This window comes from Xanthomonas sp. 1678, assembly GCF_031455575.1.
Lineage (GTDB): Bacteria > Pseudomonadota > Gammaproteobacteria > Xanthomonadales > Xanthomonadaceae > Xanthomonas_A.
Genome location: NZ_JAVDSZ010000016.1, coordinates 41,859 through 59,425, shown reverse-complemented (window position 1 = coordinate 59,425; position 17,567 = coordinate 41,859). Strand labels below are relative to the sequence as shown.

At 70.8% G+C, this 17,567-nt stretch carries 17 protein-coding genes; 8 read left to right on the top strand and 9 right to left on the bottom strand.

Translation table 11 applies throughout. The annotated features are described in order from the left end of the window. Window positions 1-63 precede the first annotated feature (63 nt). From wrbA to ybaK, 4 genes are all read left to right on the top strand, one after another. Entirely contained in the window at window positions 64-660 is a 597-nt protein-coding gene (wrbA, locus tag J2Y70_RS20855) for an NAD(P)H:quinone oxidoreductase (RefSeq protein WP_003472251.1), read from the top strand. Further along, window positions 657-1,025 (top strand): DUF2069 domain-containing protein, encoded by a 369-nt coding sequence (locus J2Y70_RS20850; protein WP_309922043.1) that lies wholly within the window; start codon window positions 657-659, stop codon window positions 1,023-1,025. The genes wrbA and J2Y70_RS20850 overlap by 4 nt, the downstream gene beginning before the upstream one ends. 78 nt (window positions 1,026-1,103) lie before the next feature. Then, complete coding sequence (locus tag J2Y70_RS20845) at window positions 1,104-1,589, top strand: asparaginase domain-containing protein (protein WP_179568138.1); 486 nt, start codon at window positions 1,104-1,106, stop codon at window positions 1,587-1,589. 6 nt (window positions 1,590-1,595) lie between these two features. Next, window positions 1,596-2,069, top strand: a complete 474-nt coding sequence (gene ybaK / locus J2Y70_RS20840; protein ID WP_309922038.1) for a Cys-tRNA(Pro) deacylase — start codon at window positions 1,596-1,598, stop codon at window positions 2,067-2,069. A 283-nt stretch (window positions 2,070-2,352) separates the two neighbouring features. Here ybaK and J2Y70_RS20835 read toward each other — a convergent pair whose 3' ends face one another. From J2Y70_RS20835 to sufT, 3 genes are all read right to left on the bottom strand, one after another. After that, entirely contained in the window at window positions 2,353-4,098 is a 1,746-nt protein-coding gene (locus J2Y70_RS20835) for a S8 family peptidase (protein ID WP_309922034.1), read from the bottom strand. Between the two features lie 544 nt (window positions 4,099-4,642). Next, on the bottom strand, window positions 4,643-5,746 hold the full coding sequence (locus J2Y70_RS20830) for a branched-chain amino acid aminotransferase (protein WP_309922031.1): 1,104 nt from the start codon (window positions 5,744-5,746) through the stop codon (window positions 4,643-4,645). Window positions 5,747-5,846: 100 nt separating this feature from the next. Then, complete coding sequence (gene sufT, locus J2Y70_RS20825; protein WP_064539496.1) at window positions 5,847-6,398, bottom strand: putative Fe-S cluster assembly protein SufT; 552 nt, start codon at window positions 6,396-6,398, stop codon at window positions 5,847-5,849. Window positions 6,399-6,504: 106 nt separating this feature from the next. On the opposite strand from sufT, the gene J2Y70_RS20820 reads away from it, so the two are divergent. Next, window positions 6,505-6,924: a hypothetical protein gene (locus J2Y70_RS20820; RefSeq protein ID WP_263397384.1), complete on the top strand. Its 420-nt coding sequence runs from the start codon at window positions 6,505-6,507 to the stop codon at window positions 6,922-6,924. 119 nt (window positions 6,925-7,043) lie between these two features. Here the strand turns inward: J2Y70_RS20820 and J2Y70_RS20815 are convergent, their stop codons facing one another. Genes J2Y70_RS20815 through J2Y70_RS20805 form a run of 3 tightly spaced genes read right to left on the bottom strand, consistent with a single transcriptional unit; the run spans window position 7,044 to window position 9,261 of the window. Beyond that, entirely contained in the window at window positions 7,044-8,492 is a 1,449-nt protein-coding gene (locus J2Y70_RS20815; RefSeq protein ID WP_309922026.1) for an NAD(P)(+) transhydrogenase (Re/Si-specific) subunit beta, read from the bottom strand. Then, the gene (locus J2Y70_RS20810) at window positions 8,489-8,965 is read right to left on the bottom strand and encodes a hypothetical protein (protein WP_263397382.1); all 477 of its coding nucleotides are present in this window, start codon (window positions 8,963-8,965) and stop codon (window positions 8,489-8,491) included. Before J2Y70_RS20810 ends, J2Y70_RS20815 begins: the two co-directional genes overlap by 4 nt. Next, window positions 8,962-9,261, bottom strand: a complete 300-nt coding sequence (locus tag J2Y70_RS20805) for an NAD(P) transhydrogenase subunit alpha (protein ID WP_145705660.1) — start codon at window positions 9,259-9,261, stop codon at window positions 8,962-8,964. Before J2Y70_RS20805 ends, J2Y70_RS20810 begins: the two co-directional genes overlap by 4 nt. A 234-nt stretch (window positions 9,262-9,495) precedes the next feature. Here J2Y70_RS20805 and J2Y70_RS20800 point away from each other — a divergent pair, with 234 nt between their 5' ends. From J2Y70_RS20800 to J2Y70_RS20790, 3 genes are read left to right on the top strand one after another with little or no spacing between them, the layout of a single operon-like run. Next, a complete protein-coding gene (locus J2Y70_RS20800) occupies window positions 9,496-10,008 on the top strand; it encodes an RNA polymerase sigma factor (RefSeq protein WP_309922095.1) in 513 nt (170 codons plus the stop codon). A gap of 38 nt (window positions 10,009-10,046) precedes the next feature. Further along, window positions 10,047-10,403 (top strand): hypothetical protein, encoded by a 357-nt coding sequence (locus J2Y70_RS20795; RefSeq protein ID WP_309922093.1) that lies wholly within the window; start codon window positions 10,047-10,049, stop codon window positions 10,401-10,403. Between the two features lie 5 nt (window positions 10,404-10,408). Continuing rightward, on the top strand, window positions 10,409-10,888 hold the full coding sequence (locus J2Y70_RS20790; protein WP_263397380.1) for a DUF3106 domain-containing protein: 480 nt from the start codon (window positions 10,409-10,411) through the stop codon (window positions 10,886-10,888). Window positions 10,889-11,277: 389 nt separating this feature from the next. Here the strand turns inward: J2Y70_RS20790 and J2Y70_RS20785 are convergent, their stop codons facing one another. The 3 genes from J2Y70_RS20785 to J2Y70_RS20775 all read right to left on the bottom strand — a co-directional run bounded on the left by J2Y70_RS20785 (window position 11,278) and on the right by J2Y70_RS20775 (window position 17,444). Continuing rightward, on the bottom strand, window positions 11,278-12,357 hold the full coding sequence (locus J2Y70_RS20785; protein WP_263397379.1) for an NAD(P) transhydrogenase subunit alpha: 1,080 nt from the start codon (window positions 12,355-12,357) through the stop codon (window positions 11,278-11,280). 291 nt (window positions 12,358-12,648) lie between these two features. After that, window positions 12,649-14,976 carry a DUF1631 domain-containing protein gene (locus J2Y70_RS20780; RefSeq protein ID WP_309922019.1) on the bottom strand — a complete coding sequence of 776 codons (2,328 nt, stop codon included), beginning with the start codon at window positions 14,974-14,976 and terminating at the stop codon, window positions 12,649-12,651. A 221-nt stretch (window positions 14,977-15,197) separates the two neighbouring features. Next, window positions 15,198-17,444 carry a DUF1631 family protein gene (locus J2Y70_RS20775; protein ID WP_309922016.1) on the bottom strand — a complete coding sequence of 749 codons (2,247 nt, stop codon included), beginning with the start codon at window positions 17,442-17,444 and terminating at the stop codon, window positions 15,198-15,200. Between the last annotated feature and the right edge of the window lie 123 nt (window positions 17,445-17,567).

The following is a 17,567-nucleotide window of genomic DNA, read 5'->3' as shown; positions in this document are numbered from 1 at the left end:
TGCGCGCAGGCGCCGGCATCGCCGATACTGGCGGCCGTTCTGGTGCAAGCAAGCGAGGGCCGCATGGCCGAGATCCTGGTCCTGTACTACAGCCGTGGCGGTTCGGTGGCGCGCCTGGCGCGGCAGATCGCGCGCGGCGTCGGCGAGGTGCCCGGCATGGCCGCGCGCCTGCGCACCGTGCCGCCGGTGGCCGCGGTCACCCAGGCCAGCGCGCCGCCGGTGCCCGACAGCGGTGCGCCGTACGTGGACGCCAGCGACCTGCGCGACTGCGTCGGCCTGGCGCTGGGCAGCCCCACCCGCTTCGGCAACATGGCCGCGCCGGTCAAACACTTCATCGACGGCCTCGGCGCCGAATGGGCCAGCGCCACCCTGGCCGGCAAGCCGGCGGCGGTGTTCACCTCGACCGCATCGCTGCACGGCGGCCAGGAAGCGACCCTGCTGTCGATGCACCTGCCGCTGCTGCACCACGGCTGCGTGATCGTCGGCATTCCCTATACCGAGCCGCTGCTCAGCAGCACCCGCAGCGGCGGCACGCCGTACGGCGCCAGCCACGTCGCCGGCGCCGACGACGATCCGCAGCCCAGCGAAGAGGAAGCGCAGCTGGCGCGCGCGCTGGGGCGGCGCCTGGCCGGCATCGCGCAACGCCTGGCGGCGCCGTGAGCGCGGCACGCCTGCGCTACGCGCTGGGGGCGACGCTGCTGGTCCTGGCGCTGCTGTACGCGGCCTGGTTCCACGACGACCGCCACCGTCTCGCCGCGATGCTGGTGTTCGCGCTGCCGCCGCTGCTGATGGCGATCGGCGTGCTGCGCGGCTCGGCGGTGGCGCGCTTCTGGGCCGGCGTGTTCGGGCTGTTCTGGTTCAGCCACGGGGTGATGGCGGCCTGGAGCCATCCGCCGCAGCGCGCCTACGCCTGGGCCGAACTGCTGCTGGCGCTGCTGGCGATCGGCCTGTCCAGTGCGCCGGGCATTCGCGCGCGCTTCGCGCGCAAGCGCGGCGCGGTGGCGGCCGGCGACGACAAGCCCTGAACGGCGGCCGCCGGGCTGCCGCTATCATGGCGGCCTGCGCGGCCACGGCGGCGCCCCGTCATGCTCTAGGAACCGGCAATGGAAGAACTCCTGATCGTCACCACCGGCGGCACGATCGACAAGATCTACTTCGACGACAAGTCCGACTACCAGATCGGCGATCCGCAGATCGGCCAGATCCTCAAGGAACTGGGCGTGACCTTCCGCTTCACCGTGATCCCGATCATCCGCAAGGACTCGCTGCACATCACCGACGAAGACCGCGAACTGATCCGCGCCACCGTCGCCGCGCAGTCCGCGCGCCACGTGCTGCTGACCCACGGCACCGACTCGATGGTGCAGACCGGCAAGGTGCTGCAGACCATCCCGGACAAGACCATCGTGATGACCGGCGCGCTGAATCCGGCGCGGTTCCGCGGCTCGGACGCGGAATTCAACATCGGCTGCGCGGTCGGCGCGGTGCAGTCGCTGCCGGCCGGTGTCTACATCGCCATGAACGGGCAGATCTGGGACCCGCAGAAGGTGCGCAAGAACGTGGCCGCGAATCGCTTCGAACCCGTCTGAGCCGCCATGTCCAAGGCCACCCGCGCAACCCGGGCGCTGGACGCCGCCGGCGTCGCCTACACCTTGCATCCCTACGACTACGAAGCCGAGGCCGGCGCGAAGGGCCTGCAGGCGGCGCAGGCGCTCGGCCTGCCGCCGGCGCGGGTGCTGAAGAGCCTGATGGCGTGGGTCGACAGCAGTGCGGTGTGCGTGGTGGTTCCGTCCGATCGCCGCGTGCAGCTGAAGAAGCTCGCCGCGGCCGGTGCCGGCAAATCGGCACGGATGATGGAGGTGGCCGAGGCCGAGCGCCGCACCGGCTACAAGGTCGGCGGCATCAGCCCGCTGGGCCAGCAGCGGCAGGCACCGGTGCTGATCGAGCAGTCGGCGCTCGCTGCGGGCAGCCTGTGGTTCAACGCCGGGCAGCGCGGCCTGCTGCTGGAGATCGATGCCGGGCAGATACTGGACGTGTTGCAGGCGCGCGCCTGCGATCTGTGCGAGTGACGCGCGCGCGCGGGAGCCGCATCGCCTACTGATCTCCGCGATGCCGGCCAGGTCCGTTGACACCGCAACCTTCCTTGCATACCGATGCAGGCCGATGCGCCTGGCGCAGGTGCCGGCGTCGGCGTCGGCGTCGGCGTCTCGGCAAGCGAGGCAAAAAAAACCCGCGCCGGGGCGCGGGCAATCGCATCTTCCTATCTGTCTCGAACGCTGCAGGCCGCCGATTCCGTTCGGGGACATGCGGCGCTTGCGCGGCGGCCGCGATGGCCGCCGCGCAGCGGGCGGATCAGTAGTTCGCGGTCAGGGTCACGCCCGAGAACGTGCTGTACGCCTTGACCCGCACGTAGTACGTGCCGGCGCTGGGCGCGTTGAAGGTGCAGGTCTCGTTGTTGCCGTTGAGGTACGGACGGCAGCCGTAGGTGGTGTCGGTCGGCGCGCTGCCCAGGCGCACGTACAGGTCGGCATCGCCGCTTCCGCCGGCGATGGTGACGCTCAGCGAACTGGCCCCGCTCGGCACTACCACGGTGTAGTTCAGCTCGGCGCCGCTGCTCGCGCCCAGCCCGGTGACCGGCACCCCGTCCTGCAACTGGTTGCCGGGACCGGGGCCGGGACCGCCGCCGCCCAGCGCCGCGGTCACCGCGGCATTGGCGTCGAGCAGGCCGGCGCCGCAGCCCTGCGAGCACGAGAAGCTGGCGGCGGTGTTCTTGATCGTCGTCTCGACCTGCGCCGGGGTCAGCGGCGACGGCGCGACCGACTGCATCAGCGCGACTACGCCGGCCACGTGCGGGGCCGCCATCGAGGTGCCGTTGTAGGACGCGTAGCTGGCGCTGCCCGGCGTGGTGGTGCCGGAATTGAGCGTGGACAGGATGCTCGACCCCGGTGCGGAGATGTCGATGCCGGTGCCGTAGTTCGAATAGCTGGCCTTGGCGCGCGAGGAGGTGGTGGCCGCCACCGCGATCACGTTGGCGCAGTTCGCCGGCACCGAGCCGGACACGTTCGCGCCGCTGTTGCCGGCCGCCACCACCACCGTGGTGCCGCGGCCGACCGCGCCGTTGATCGCGTTCTGGTAGGTGGCCGAGCAGGTGCCGCCGCCGCCGAGCGACATGTTGATCACCTCGGCCGGGGTGGTGTTGGCCGGCACCCCGCTGACCGTGCCGCCGGAGGCCCAGACGATCGCATCGGCGATGTCGGAGGTGTAGCCGCCGCAGCGGCCCAGCACGCGCACCGGCAGCACCTTGGCGCCGAACGCGGTGCCGGCCACGCCGACCGCGTTGTTGGTCTGCGCGGCGACGGTGCCGGCCACGTGGGTGCCGTGCCAGCTGGAATTGGTCACCGGCGAGCCGCTGTAGCACTCGTTGGCCACCGGGTTCCAGTCGCCCTCGTCGGCCGGGTTGGCGTCGCGGCCGTCGCCGTCGCGCGAGACGAAGGTGTCGCTGATGAAGTCGTAGCCGGGCAGGATGTTGGCGTTGAGATCGGCATGGTTGGTGATGCCGGTGTCGATCACCGCCACCACCACGCCGCTGCCGGTGGCCTGGTCCCAGGCCGGGCGCACGTTGATGCCGGCGGTGCCGGTGCCGAAGGCCCACTGCGAGGACAGGCTGGGGTCGTTCGGGGTCAGCGTCGCGGTCATGATCCGGTCGAGCTCGACGTACTCCACGTTCGGGTCGGCGGCGAGCCGGCGCATCAGCATCTCGGCTTCCTTGGCGTCGAGCACCCGGTTGGCCTTGACCACTTCCGGGCCGATCGCCAGGCGCCGCAGCGAGGTCAGGCCGAGCGCGCGGCCGCTCTTGGCCGGCACCGCGGTCGCGGCGGAGGAGAGCGCGCGCTGCAGCGACGCCGGCGCCGCCAGTTCGGTGCTGCCATCGCGGTACTTGACGATGAAACGCTGCAGGGTGGGTTCGGAGGACAGCCCGGACAGGTTGACCTCGCCGGCGAAGGCCGGGGTCGCCAACAGCAGCGAACTCAGCGCCGACGCACCCACCACCACCAGCCACGTGCGCTGACGCGAACGACGTTGCGAAATATCGGTCATCGGAACTTCCTTATCGTTGAATGGCCGCGAAGCGGCGATAGTTCGACGACGATGCGTTCGACGACGGCTGAACGCAGCATCAAGCCGAGAGGCCGGACCAGCCCCCTGTTGCCGTCCGTTCATCGAACCTAGTCAATTGCGCCGGTCAATACAATGGCGTATGGAGGCCTACCACTAGGAAATGCGTCGTCCAAAATGCCGTTCCGTGACGACCATCAACTGCGTTCAGCTGACCATTCCGCACTCGGCGCTGCACTGCGCCACGCCGGCGTCACGCAAGAGACATGGAATGACACGCTGCGACCAAGGCAGGACATCGGTCGGCAGGCGCTGAAGTAGGCGCGGTCAGGACTGGTTAGCGTGCAACGGCCGCGCATGGCGCTACGCCTGCAGGCGCTGGCGACCTGCCGGCAGCGCGTGGTTGCGGCGATCCAATGGCAGCGAAGAACGAATGGCGGGCAGGACCGCCGCGCATCGGCGACGGTTTCACCGGCTCCAAGGGCCGATGCCGCGGCAGCATCGCGGCGGCATCGGCACGTACCGCTCAGCCGTCCAGGCGCACCAGCCAACCGTGGCGGTCGGGCACGCGGCCGTACTGGATGTCGGTCAGTTCCTGGCGCAGCGACAGGGTCACCGCGCCGGCCGGCGCGGTCAGGTCGCCGACCGCGAAATCCTTGCCCTTCAGCTGCCCGATCGGGGTCACCACCGCGGCGGTGCCGCAGGCGAAGATCTCGGCGATCTCGCCGGAGACCACGCCGTCGCGCCACTCGTCGATGGTCACCTGGCGCTCGACCACCTGCATGCCGCGATCGCGCGCCAGCTGCAGGATGCTGTCGCGGGTGATGCCCTCGAGGATGCTGCCGGACAGCGCCGGGGTGACCAGGCTGCCGTCGCGCATCACCAGGAACACGTTCATGCCGCCCAGCTCTTCCAGGTACTTGCCCTCGACCGGGTCCAGAAACAGCACCTGCGAGCAGCCCTGCGCCTGCGCCTGCTGCTGCGGCAGCAGCGAGGCGGCGTAGTTGCCACCGCACTTGGCCGCGCCGGTGCCGCCCTTGGCCGCACGCGCGTAGTCGGTGGACAGCCAGATCGCCACCGGCGCCACACCCTTGGCGAAGTAGGCGCCGGCCGGGCTGGCGATGACGTAGTAGCCGGCCTTCTGCGCCGCGCGCACGCCCAGGAACGCCTCGTTGGCGATCATGAAGGGACGGAAGTACAGGCTGGTCTCCGGTGCCGACGGCACCCACGCGGCATCGACCGCGATCAGCTGGCGCAGCGATTCGACGAACAGCTCCACCGGCAGGTCCGGCAGCGCCAGGCGCTGCGCCGAGCGCTGCAGGCGCTTGCCGTTGGCCTCGGGGCGGAAGGTCCAGATCGAGCCGTCTGCATGGCGGTAGGCCTTGATGCCCTCGAAGATCTCCTGGCCGTAGTGCAGCACCGAGGCGGCCGGATCCAGCGCCAGCGGACCGTAGGGCCGTACCTGGGCGTCGTGCCAGCCCTGCTCGCGATCCCATTCGATGGCGACCATGTGGTCGGTGAAGTAGTTGCCGAAGCCCGGCGCGGCGAGGATCTGCGCGCGCGCATCGGCGCTGCGTGCGGTCGTGGACGGGATCAGGCGGAACTGCGAAGACGGCTCGGTAGCGGACACCGGGGGTTTCCTGTGGTAGTCGAGGGACGGCCGTGCCGCTGCATTATCCGAGCGCAGCGGCGGCGCCTTGTCCCGGCCCCAGGTCGCGCAGTCGCGCGGGTCAGAGCATGCCGGTTTCCAGGCGCGCGGCCTCGGACATCATATGCCGGCCCCACGGCGGATCGAACACCAGCTCGACATCGGCCTCGGCGATGGTCGGGATCAGCTCCAGCTTGCTGCGCACGTCGTCGACCAGGATCTCGCCCATGCCGCAGCCCGGCGCGGTCAGCGTCATCTTGACCTCGACCAGGCGCTGGCCGTCCTCGCGCGGCTGCACGCCGACCTCGTAGACCAGGCCCAGATCGACGATGTTGAACGGGATCTCCGGATCGAAGCAGGTGCGCAGCTGCTGCCAGATCAGCGCCTCGACCTGCTCGTCGCTGGCGCCTTCGGGCAGGTCCAGGCCTGGCGGCGGTTCCTTGCCGATCGCGTCGCCGTCCTTGCCGGCGATGCGGAACAGGTTGCCCTCCACGAACACCGTGTAGCTGCCGCCCAGCGCCTGGGTGATATAGCCGTAGCTGCCGGCCGGCAGGGTCACCGCGTCGCCCTGCGGCACCATGACCGCCGCGCAATCGCGTTCGAATTGGACTGGTTCGCTGCTGCGTGAGTACATGGGGGCGATATGGGGGCAGGCCCCGCCGGTGCAAGTCGCCCAGTTTATCCGAGTGCGCGGGGTGCGTGCCGGAGGGTATCCTGTGCGGATTCTTCGGGAACATCGCATGCCGCCCTCCTCCATGCCGGCCAGGACCACGCACTGGCTATGGCCCTTGCTGCTGTGCCTGGGCTGCTTCACCGCCCTGATCGCCTGGATGCTGGTCGCCTTGAGCCTGGGCCATCAGGCCGGCTGGATGGCGGTGCCGGTAGCGCTGGAGATCGCGTGGATGCTGCGCCTGGGCACGCTGCCGCGCGGCAAGCTGCGCATCGCCGTGGCGGTGCTGGCCACCGCGCTGGTCATCGCCGCCGCCAACTGGGGCATCGCCGCCGCGCACATGGGCGCGGGACTGGGCCTGGATCCGTGGGATTCGTCGCTGAAGATGGGCGCGCGCTACGCGTGGACGCTGACCGTGCTGGCCAACCGCCCCGGCGACGTGCTGTGGCTGGGCATCGGCCTGGTCGTGGCGTATTTCAGCGCGCGCTGAGAGTAGTGGTCGCGGCTGAAGCCGCCCCTACAGTCAGTGCTCCCGCCCCCCTGTAGGAGCGGCTTCAGCCGCGACCGACACCCGGCCGGAGCGGCCAAGCATCGGTCGCCAGCACGAGCTCAATGCCCGCCGTCCAGCGCCTTCAGTTCGCTGACCAGCGCGCCGGCCGCCTCGGCACCGTCGCCGTACAGCATGCGCGTGTTGTCGGCGTAAAACAGCGCGTTCTCGATGCCGGCGAAACCGGTGCCCTTGCCGCGCTTGATCACGATGACGTTCTTGGAATTGACCACGTCCAGGATCGGCATGCCGAAGATCGGGCTGGCCGGATCGGTCTTGGCCACCGGATTGACCACGTCGTTGGCGCCGATCACCAGCGACACGTCGGTGCTGGGGAACTCGGGGTTGATGTCGTCCATGTCGGCGATCAGGTCGTAGGGCACGCCGGCCTCGGCCAGCAGCACGTTCATGTGCCCGGGCATGCGCCCGGCCACCGGGTGGATCGCGAACTTGACCTTGACCCCGCGCTCGATCAGCCGCTGCGCCAGCTCCCAGATCTTGTGCTGGGCCTGCGCCACCGCCATGCCGTAGCCGGGCACGATCACCACGCGCTCGGCGTAGGCCATCATCGCCGCCACGTCGCCGGCCTCGATCGGCTTCTGCGCGCCGCTGATCTCCTGCGCCTGGCCGCCGCCGCCGAAGTTGGAGAACAGCACGCCGCTGATCGGCCGATTCATCGCCTTGGCCATCAGCCGGGTCAGCAGGATGCCGGCCGCGCCGACCATCATGCCGGCGATGATCAGCGCCTCGTTGCCGAGCACGTAGCCTTCGAAGGCCACCGCCAGGCCGGTGAAGGCGTTGTACAGCGAGATCACCACCGGCATGTCGGCACCGCCGATCGGCAGCGTCATCAGCACGCCCAGCGCCAGCGCGACCGCGAAGAAGGCCACGATCGCCACCGGGCTTAGGCCGATCGCCGCCCACGCGCCCAGGCCCAGCATCGCCACGAACACCAGCAGGTTGAACGCCTGCTGGCCGGGGAAGGTCACGCGCTTGTCCAGCCGCCCGTCGAGCTTGGCCCAGGCGATGATCGAGCCGGACAGCGAGATCGCGCCGATCGCCGAGCCGACGATGGCCAGCGCCAGCGTGGTCGCATCGGGCTGGCGCGCGGCCAGCGCGGCGATCGCGCTCTCGCTCCAGTGCGAGGTGTCGCGGTGCGCCAGGAACGAGAAGCGCAGCAGTTCCACCGCCCCGATCGCCGCCGCCGAGCCGCCGCCCATGCCGTTGTACAGCGCGACCATCTGCGGCATGTCGGTGATGGCGACCTTCTTGGCCGAGATCCACGCCGCGCCGGTGCCGATCACCAGCGCCAGCAGGATCAGGGTCAGGTTGTGCAGGCCAGGCAGGAAGAAGGTGGCGGCGGTCGCCAGCAGCATGCCGAACCCGGCCCAATGGATGCCGCTGCGCGCGGTCTTCGGCGAAGCCATGCGCTGCAGGCCGAGCAGGAACAGCGTGGCGGCCACCAGGTAGCTGGCCTTCACCAGCCAGGACAGTGCTTCGGTCGTGCTCATGCGTGCCCCCCGATCAGCATGTCCGCCGGATCGCGCGCGCGGTCCAGGCGATGGTGCTCGAACATCTCGATGGCGGTCTTCAGCAGCCCCACCATGCCCAGGCCGAAAGCGACCAGACCCAGCGACAACTGGTTCAGCGGCGTGGAACTCGCCAGGTAGGCGCCGACCAGGCCGATCACGATCGGCACCAGCGCCTCGATCGAGAGCAGCCACAGCGCCAGGCGCCCCTTGCGCGGGTCCTGCCAGATCGAATGCGAGATCTTGTTCTGTGTGCGGGTGGGATCCTGCAGCGACGACAGGCCGACACCGACACCGGCATACAGCAGCGCGTAGTTCCAGTCGTCGAACACGCCGGCCATGCCGTTGAACAGCGGCCTGGCGGCGTAGATGGCGGCGGCGACCATCGCCGGGTACTGCAGGTAGCTCAGCATCTGGAACCACGCCCTGGGCCCCAGCGGCCGCGCCGAGCTCATGGCTTGTCTCCGGGCTTCTTCGAACTCTTGAACATCTCCAGCATGCGCTCGGTGACCACGTAGCCGCCGGCGGCATTGCCGGCGCCGAGCAGCACGGCGAGGAAGCCCACCGCCTTCTCCAGCGTGGTGTCGGCGTGGCCGAGCACCACCATCGCGCCGATCAGCACGATGCCGTGGATGAAGTTGGAACCGGACATCAGCGGGGTGTGCAGGATCACCGGCACCCGCGAGATGATCACATGTCCGGCGATGGCCGCCAGCATGAAGATGTACAACGCCACGAACCCGTCGCTCATTCTCGCTCTCCCGGGCGCCGCGCCCGACCGTCGCAATCATAACCGCGTGCTGAATCCATGGGCGACAGCTGTGCGCCTCCAGTTTAAGGCGCGCGGTCCGGCGCCGGTCAACCGCGACGGCGGCCAAGCGTTATCCACGGTATCCCCGCGCCAGGAAGCTAAGCTGTGCTGGTGAGCACGCCCACCCTCGACCCCTCATCGACCGATCCGCAGACCGACGACGCGACGCGTCCGCTGCCGGTGTCGCTGGACGCGTTCCTGGCCGAGATCGGCCCACGCGCGTTCCGCTTCGCCGAGGCCGGGCTGCGCCAGCGCGAGGACGCGCTGGATGCGGTGCAGGACGCGATGATCAAGCTGCTCGCCTATCGGGAGCGGCCGGCGCAGGAATGGACGCCGCTGTTCTGGAGCATCCTGCGCCGGCGCATCATCGACCTGCAGCGCCGCCGCGGCTTCCGCCTGCGCTTCTGGGCGCCCACCAGCGAGCGCAGCGAGGACAGCCAACCGGACTGGGCCGACGAAGGGCCGAGCCCGGCACAACGCCACGAGCAGCGGCAGACCCATGCGCGGCTGGTGACGGCACTGCGCGCGTTGCCGGCGCGACAGCGCGAAGCCTTCACCCTGCGCGTGCTCGAGGAGCTGGACGTGGCCACCACCGCGCGCGCGATGGGCTGCTCCGAAGGCTCGGTCAAAACCCACCTGTCGCGCGCCCGCGAGGCGTTGCAGAAACACCTGGAGGACATCCGGTGAAACCCGACACCCCCCCTTCCGCCGCGTTCGATGCGCAGATGCGACGCGCGCACCAGGCCTCGCTGCAGGCCCTGCCGGCGCAGACCCTGGCGCAGCTGCGCGCCGCGCGCCACGACGCCGCCCGCCGCCACGCCGCCACGCCGCGGCGCTGGGGCTGGCTGCTGGCGGCGGCGCCGGCGGTGCTCGGCGCTGCGTTCGGCATGCACCTGCTGCTGCGTCCGACACTGCCCCCGTCGCTGCCGGTGGCGAGCGTCGCCAGCGCTCCCGCGGCGGCTGCGCTGCCCGCCGGCGCCACCGCGCAAGGCGATGGCGACGACGCCGTGGCCGGCCTGCTCGAAGAAAATCCCGACCTGTACCTGTGGCTGGGCTCCGATACCTCGCTGGCGATGGAATGAACACGATGAACCGCCTGATCCGCATGTCCCTGGCGCTGGCCCTGCTGGCCGGCGCCCCGCTGGCGGCCTTCGCCGCGCCGCCACCGCCACCGCCGCCTCCGGATGAAGAAGCCGACACGCGGCCGCCGCTGCCGGACTGGGAGCACCTGAGCGCGCAACAGCGCGAGCTGCTGATCGCGCCGATGCGCCAGCGCTGGAACGATGCGCCGCAGCAGCGGCGCCGGATGTTCGAACACGCGCAACGCTGGCAGGCAATGACGCCCGAGCAGCGCGAGCGCGCGCGCAAGGGCGCCCGCCGCTACGAGGACATGAGCCCGCAGCAGCGCGAAGAGGCGCGCGTGCTGTTCGAACGCATGCGCGCGTTGCCGCCGGAGCAGCGCAAGGCGCTGCGCGATCGCTGGGAAGCGATGACCCCGCAGCAGCGCGACGCCTGGATCAAGGCCAACGCCGGCCCCGACGCCAGACCTGCGCCGGGTTCGAGGTGAGCGTCCTGCGAGCGTATCGAGGCGACCGCAGCGTTTTTCGGAGCCGTTTGCAAGCTGTCGCTGCGACCGACGGGTGATCCCGGGCATCAGCCGCGACGAGGACGACCGAGCGAACAAGGGCCGTCGCCGATCGAATCCGTCGCGATTAAAACCGCGACATCGCACCATCGTCCGGGTCGGAAATACACAAGCCTGACGACCCAACGGTTTCGCCCAGGAGCGTGCTGCTGGGGCCAGTTGTAGGAGCGACTTCAGTCGCGACGGGCGTTACCGGTAGAGCCCGTCGCGACTGAAGTCGCTCCCACAGGTATTTGCCGTCGGCTAGTAGGTTGCTGACGAAGACACTCCGGCAGCGCCTGCCACGCCCGACTGCGGCCGCCGCATCCCGATCAGCCGGTCCAGCGCGTCTTGGCCAGCAGCTCGTCGTCCCAGTCGTAAGCGATCGCGCCGTCCTTCAGGAACAGCGCGACGAAGTTGTAGACGTTGCGCGCGTACATCTCGCTGGCGTGCACGGCGCCCATGCTGGCCAGGTCGAGCGGGCCGGCGACGACCACGCCGCCGTGCTCGATGGTTTCGCCGGGGCGGGTCAGTTCGCAGTTGCCGCCGGTCTCGGCGGCCAGGTCCACCACCACGCTGCCCGGCTTCATGCCCTCGACCATCGCCGCGCTGAGGATCTTCGGTGCCGGCCGCCCGGGCACCGCGGCGGTGCACACCACCACGTCGATGCCCTTCAGGTGATCGGCCAGGCGCCGCTGCTGCTCGGCGCGCTCCTCCTCGGTCAGTTGCCGCGCGTAGCCGCCCTCGCCCGCGGCGCTGACGCCCAGGTCGAGGAACTTGCCGCCCAGCGACTCGATCTGCTCGCGCGTCTCCGGGCGCACGTCGAAACCCTCGACCTGCGCGCCCAGGCGCTTGGCGGTGGCGATGGCCTGCAGGCCGGCGACGCCGGCGCCGACGATCAGCACCTTGGACGGGCGGATGGTGCCGGCGGCGGTGGTCAGCATCGGGAAGAAGCGCGGCGCCAGCTGCGCGGCGATCAGGGTGGCCTTGTAGCCGGCCATGCCGGCCTGCGAGCTGAGCACGTCCATCGCCTGGGCACGCGTGGTGCGCGGCAGCCGCTCCAGCGGGAAGGCGACCAGTTCGCGCGCCTGCATCGCCTCTGCGCGCGCCGGATCGGCCTGCGGCTGCAGGATGCCGACCACGCCTGCGGCGGGCTTGAGCTGGTTCAGCGCCGCGACCGGCAACGGCTGCACGCACAGCACCAGGTCGGCCTGCGCCGGGGTCGCGGCATCGGCGAGCTGCGCGCCGGCCGCCAGATAGGCCGCATCGACGAAACCGGCCGACGCGCCGGCGCCGGGCTCGACGTGCACCTGCGCGCCGAGCGCGCCGAGCTTCTTCACCGTCTCCGGCGTCGCCGCCACGCGGCGTTCGCCGTGCGCCGATTCCTTCACCACCAGCACCTGCACTGCCATGCGATTCCCCGTGGGTTGCCCGCCTTAGTCGGCGCCGATGCTACAGGGTCCGCGCAGCGATGGCAGCGCCAGGCCGGCCGGCTGCGCGTCCTGGGCAGTCGCGCGCCGGGTGCGCAGGCGGGTAAGGGGGGAAGGATCCACCTTGTGGGAGCGACTCTGGGTGGCCTCGGCCATCGGTCGCGACGCATCGCCGGGAAAGCCCGTCGCGACTGATGGCCCGAGGCCACCCAGAGTCGCTCCCACATGAAATCGCCGCCCCCACCGTCACCGTTGGTGGAGGCAACAGGCCCCTCAGTGCAAAGTCGCGTTCTGCGGATCGAGGCGGTCGATGACGCCCTGCATCGCGCTGTCGAAGGCGCCGTCGTTGACGTGGCTGCGCAGCCGGCCCAGCCGCACCATCACCGCCAGCTCCTCCGGCGAGGCCACGCAGAAGCGCACGCCGCGGCGGTTGACGAACAGCAGCCGCGCCGAGATCGGGCTCACCCACGACAGCTTGCCGGTCTGCACCTTGCCGTCGCGGTCGATGAAGTCCAGCCAGGTGCCGATCGGCATCGAGCGGAAGCGGTCGGCGTCGGCGTTGTCGTAGTCCTCGATCTTCTCCGCGGCGGCGACCTCCACCGACTGCGCCTCCTGCACGGGCGGTTGCGGCAAGGCCACCTGCGGCAGTTCCGGCAGCGGGCGCTCCAGTTCCGGACGCACTTCGGCCACGCCCTGCAGCGTGTCGTGCAGCACGTTGATCGCCGCGGCGGCGGCCTCGGCATGCAGGCCGACGCTGGCGAACACCTTCTGCAGCGGCCCTTGCCAGGCCTGCAGCCAGGGCTTGCCGACGATGTGCCGGCGCGCCTCGGCCGCTTCCTCGAGCACGCCGTCGGCCAGCGCCAGCGCATCGCGCACGCCCGCGCCTTCCTCGCCTTCGCGCAGCATGGCCATGGTCAGGTGGTGCTGCCACGGCTGGCGCAGGAAGTCCTCCAGCGCCTGCGGCAATTGCAGGCCCTGCAGCCGCACCTGCAGTTCGGCCTCGGCGCGCTGCCGCGCCAGTTCCAGCTTCTCCTGCCCGCGCTGGGTCTCCGCGGCGCGGCGCTCGGCGATCTCGATGCGGCGCCGGTGCTGGCCCAGGAAATCGCGAAATTCCTCTTCCAGGGTCAGGAAGATCGCCAGGTTCTCGTTGAACTCGGCGACCAGCCGCTCGACGATTTCCTCGACCTTGCCCATCAGTACGCGTTCGGCCGGACTCTCGCCGGTATTGCCTTCGCAGGCCTCGGCCAGCGAATTGAGCAGGCGCCGCGCCGGATGGGTCTTCTGCACGAACATGCGCCGGTCCAGCAGCGCGACCTTGACGAACGGCACCACCAGGCGCCCGATCAGCTCGCGCGAGCGGCCTTCCAGGTCGCGTTCGTCGAGCATCACGTCGAACAGCATGCCGACCAGGTCGATCGCATCCTCGTCGACCGGATCCAGCCGCGCATGCGCCGGATCCACGCCGAACTGGGTGGCGTTGGACAGCACTTCGCTCTTCAACCGCTGCGCCAGCGATTCGCCGTCGTCGCCGATCGCCGCGCGCAGCGTGGCGCTGGGCGTGGCCTGCAGCAGCGACAGCACCGAAATCATCTCGCGCTGGCTCAGCGGCCGCTGCTGGCCGACCGCGGCGGTCGCCGCCGAGGTGGCGCTCTCGCGCACGCTGCGGGTCTGCTGCAGCAATTCGTGCAAGGCCTCCAGCAACACGCCCTGGCTGCCGCCGGGCAGGTTGGCGCCGGCCTCGGCGTAGCCTTCGCCGGCCTGCAGGCGGCCGCGGCTCTCGGCCCAGCGATTGACGAAGCGGCTGGCCCAGGCCGGCGCGTAGTGTTCGTCGTACTCGCCCGCCTCGCCGCCGGGACCGCCGTCCTCGCCGGTGCCGGCACTGTCGTTGCGCACCTGGCGCTCTTCCGGTGCCGGTGCACGCCGCGGCGGCGGTGGCGGCCGTGGCCGCGAGATCTCCGGCATGACCCCGGCCTGCGCCAGGCTGTCGTCCAGTTGCTGGTAGAGCTTGCCGATGCCGGCGGTGAGGTCGCGCTCGCACAGCTTGATCAGCACCAGCCGCACTTCCGGGGCCAGGTCGCTGGTGGAGAACGCGGCATGCACCGCGACGCCGACGTGTTCGGGGCCGACCGGATTGGTGTCGGCGTCCAGTTCCAGGCCGCCGGCGATCCAGCCCAGGCGGCGATCGATGCGGCTGAGCACCGGCTTCCATTCGCGCAGCAGCACGCTGGCCAGGTTGCGCACCGCCAGCCGCGATTCCAGTTCGCTTTCCGACACCAGGCTCAGGCCCTGGCCGTAGCCGGCCAGCGCCACTTCCGCCGACAGCGGCGTGCCGGCTTCCAGCGCCTGCCAGGCCTGGTCCAGCTGCGCGCGGAAGCGCGCGGCGATCTCCTCGCGGCGGCGGCGCAGCTCGCGCATGCCGTCCAGGAACAGCAGCTGCGAGGCGCCGGCGCTCTCGGCGCGATCGAACAGCACGTCGTCGAAATGCGCCAGCGCGGCGGCGAACGCCTGCCCCAGCACCGGCAGCATGCCGTCGCGCGCCTGCACCAGCAGATGCGGAGCGCGCGCGGGATGTGCATGCGGCGAGCTGGGGCTGAAACTCATGCGCGAAGGCTCCGCGCCGCGAGCGGCGCTAGGGAAGAAGTAAAAGGAAGTCGAACGGACGCGGCCCCTGTTTCCGCCTCTGCATGGTAGGCAAGGTACCTGAACGACAACCGTGATGCATAGCGCATTTCATGCTCCGGAACGTGACTCGCCCCTCATCGTAGGCCGTCCATGCGTAACCCAAACTGCAGCGGCGTGCGAAATCGGGGCGGCGCCGCGGGTCAGGCGGCGGCCGCGACCCGTTCCAGCCGGTCCACCGCGCCCTGCATCGCGCTATAGAACGCATCGTCGTCGCGATGCAGGCGCAACCGGTCCAGCCGTACCATCATCGCCAGCGCCTCCGGCGAGGCCACGCACAGGCGGCCACCGCGGCGGTTCACGAACATCAGCCGCGCCGAGATCGGGCTCACCCAGGACAGCTTGCCCGGTTGCACGCGACCCTCGCGATCGACGAAGTCCAGCCAGGTGCCCATCGCCAGCGTGCGGAAATAATCGGCGGTGACATGGTCGAAATCGGTGGCCTGCGCCGGTTCCGGCAGCGACGGCACCGTCTCCGCCGCGGGCGCTTCGGGCGCGACCACGGCGGCCGGCGCCGGCGTCTGCAGCGGGCGCGCATGCGCCAGGTCGTCCAGCGCCGCGTGCAGCGCCAGCCACGCGGCCTCGGCGGCGGCCGCGTCCAGGCCGACGCTGGTCCACAGCCGCAACAGCTCGGCGCGCTGCGGCTGCAGCCAGCCGGCGGCCGGCATGCCGCCCCCGGCCTGCGCCTGGCGGCATTGCGCCAGCACCGCGTCGCCGAGCGCCAGCGCCGCGGTCACCGCCGCGCCGTGGCCGTCGTCGCGCAGCGCCGATTGCTGCAGGTACTGGCACCAGGGCTGGCGCAGGAAGGTTTCGATCGGTGCCGGCAGCGCGGTGCCATGCGCGTCGCGCTGCAGGCGTTCGTCCACGGCCTGCGCGGCCAGGCGCCGCGCCCGGTCGCGGCGCTCCTCGGCGCGCTGCATTTCGGCCGCGCGGCGCTCGGCGATCTCCACCCGGCGCCGGTATTGCTCGTAGGCGCCGCCGAATTCCGCTTCCAGGCTCAGGAACACCGCCAGGTGCTCGTCGAAATCGCGCACCACCCGCTCCACCACCGCCTGCGCCTGCGCCAGCAGCGCCTGCTCGGCGGCGGTGTCGCCGGCGTTGCCGTCGCAGGCATCGGCGAGCAGGTTGAGCAGGCGCCGCGCCGGATGCCCGTCGCGCACGAACAGGCGGCCGTCGATCAGCGCCACCTTGGCCATCGGCACCAGCATCTGCCCGAGCAGTTCGCGTTGCGCCGGCTGCAGCACGCATTCGTCGAGCATGACTTCGAACAGCAGCCCGACCAGCTCCAGCGTGTCCGCATCGGCCGGCTCCAGCCGGGTGCCGGCCGGATCCAGGCCCAGCGACGCGCCGACCGCCACCACCTGCCGGCGCAGCCCCTGCGCCAGCGGTCCGCCGTGTTCGCCGATGGCGGCGAAGCCGGCCAGCGGCGTGGTCTGCAGCAGCGACAGGATCGACAACAGTTCGCGCGGCGACAGGCTGCGGCGCGCGTCGTCGGCGGTGTCTGCCGCGGCCGGCTGCGCCTCGTGCAGCAAGGCGCGCAACGCCGGCGGCAGCACCTCGTGGTCGTCGCGCGCATGCGCGTCCAGCGCGCGCGCGACGCGGCGCTGCGTGGCCGACAACGGCGCGGCGGCGTTCCAGGTCTCGAAGAAGCGGCTGATCCAGTCCGGCGCCGCATCGTCATCGCCGCCAGCGCCAGCGCCGTTGCGCGGGATCGCGCGGCGGCGCGTGCGCCCCGTCGGCAGCGAGCGCGCCCGCGCGACCTGGTCCAGGCGCTGCTCCAGCCGCCCGTACAGCTCGCCGACCCGCTCCTGCAGTTCCTGCTCGCAGATCTTGACGATCGCCAGCTGCACCTGCGGCGCCAGCACCAGGCCGTGCAGCGCCGCGTAGACCGCCGCGCCGACGTGTTCGGGGCCGAACGGATTGTTGTCGGCATCGATGCGCTGGCCGCCGGCGATGAAGCCGAGGAAGCGGTTGAGCCGCATCAGTTCCGGGCGCCAGCGGTGCTGGATCGCGCCGGCCAGGTTGCGCACCGCCAGGCGCACGTCCAGTTCCTGCTCGGACACCAGGCTCAGGTCGCCGCGCTCGCGCGCCAGGGTGCGTTCCACCGACAGCGGGCGACCGGCCTCCAGCGCCTGCCAGGCCTGCGCCAGATGGCCGCGGAAGCGCGCCGCGATCGGCTCGCGCTGCTGCCGCAGCAGCTGGATCGCCTCGAAATAGTCGTTCTGGGTCGGCCCGGCGCGCTCGGCCATGCGGAACAGCGCATCGGCGAGCACGTCCAGCACTTCGCCGAACGCACCGGCGAGCGGCACCGACACCACGTCCCGGACCTGGTCGAGCAGGTCCGAGTTGCGGCTGGGCAGCAACTCCTCGGCATATTCGGCGATTGTCATGGCAGTGTGATACGCAAGCGCAAGTGAGACCGACGTCAATTCGGAAGTTAGCGGCAGATCGAGGATGAAGCTTGACTCTCCGTGTAACCGCGGCATCCGCTGCCGCTGTTGGGCGCCCGACTA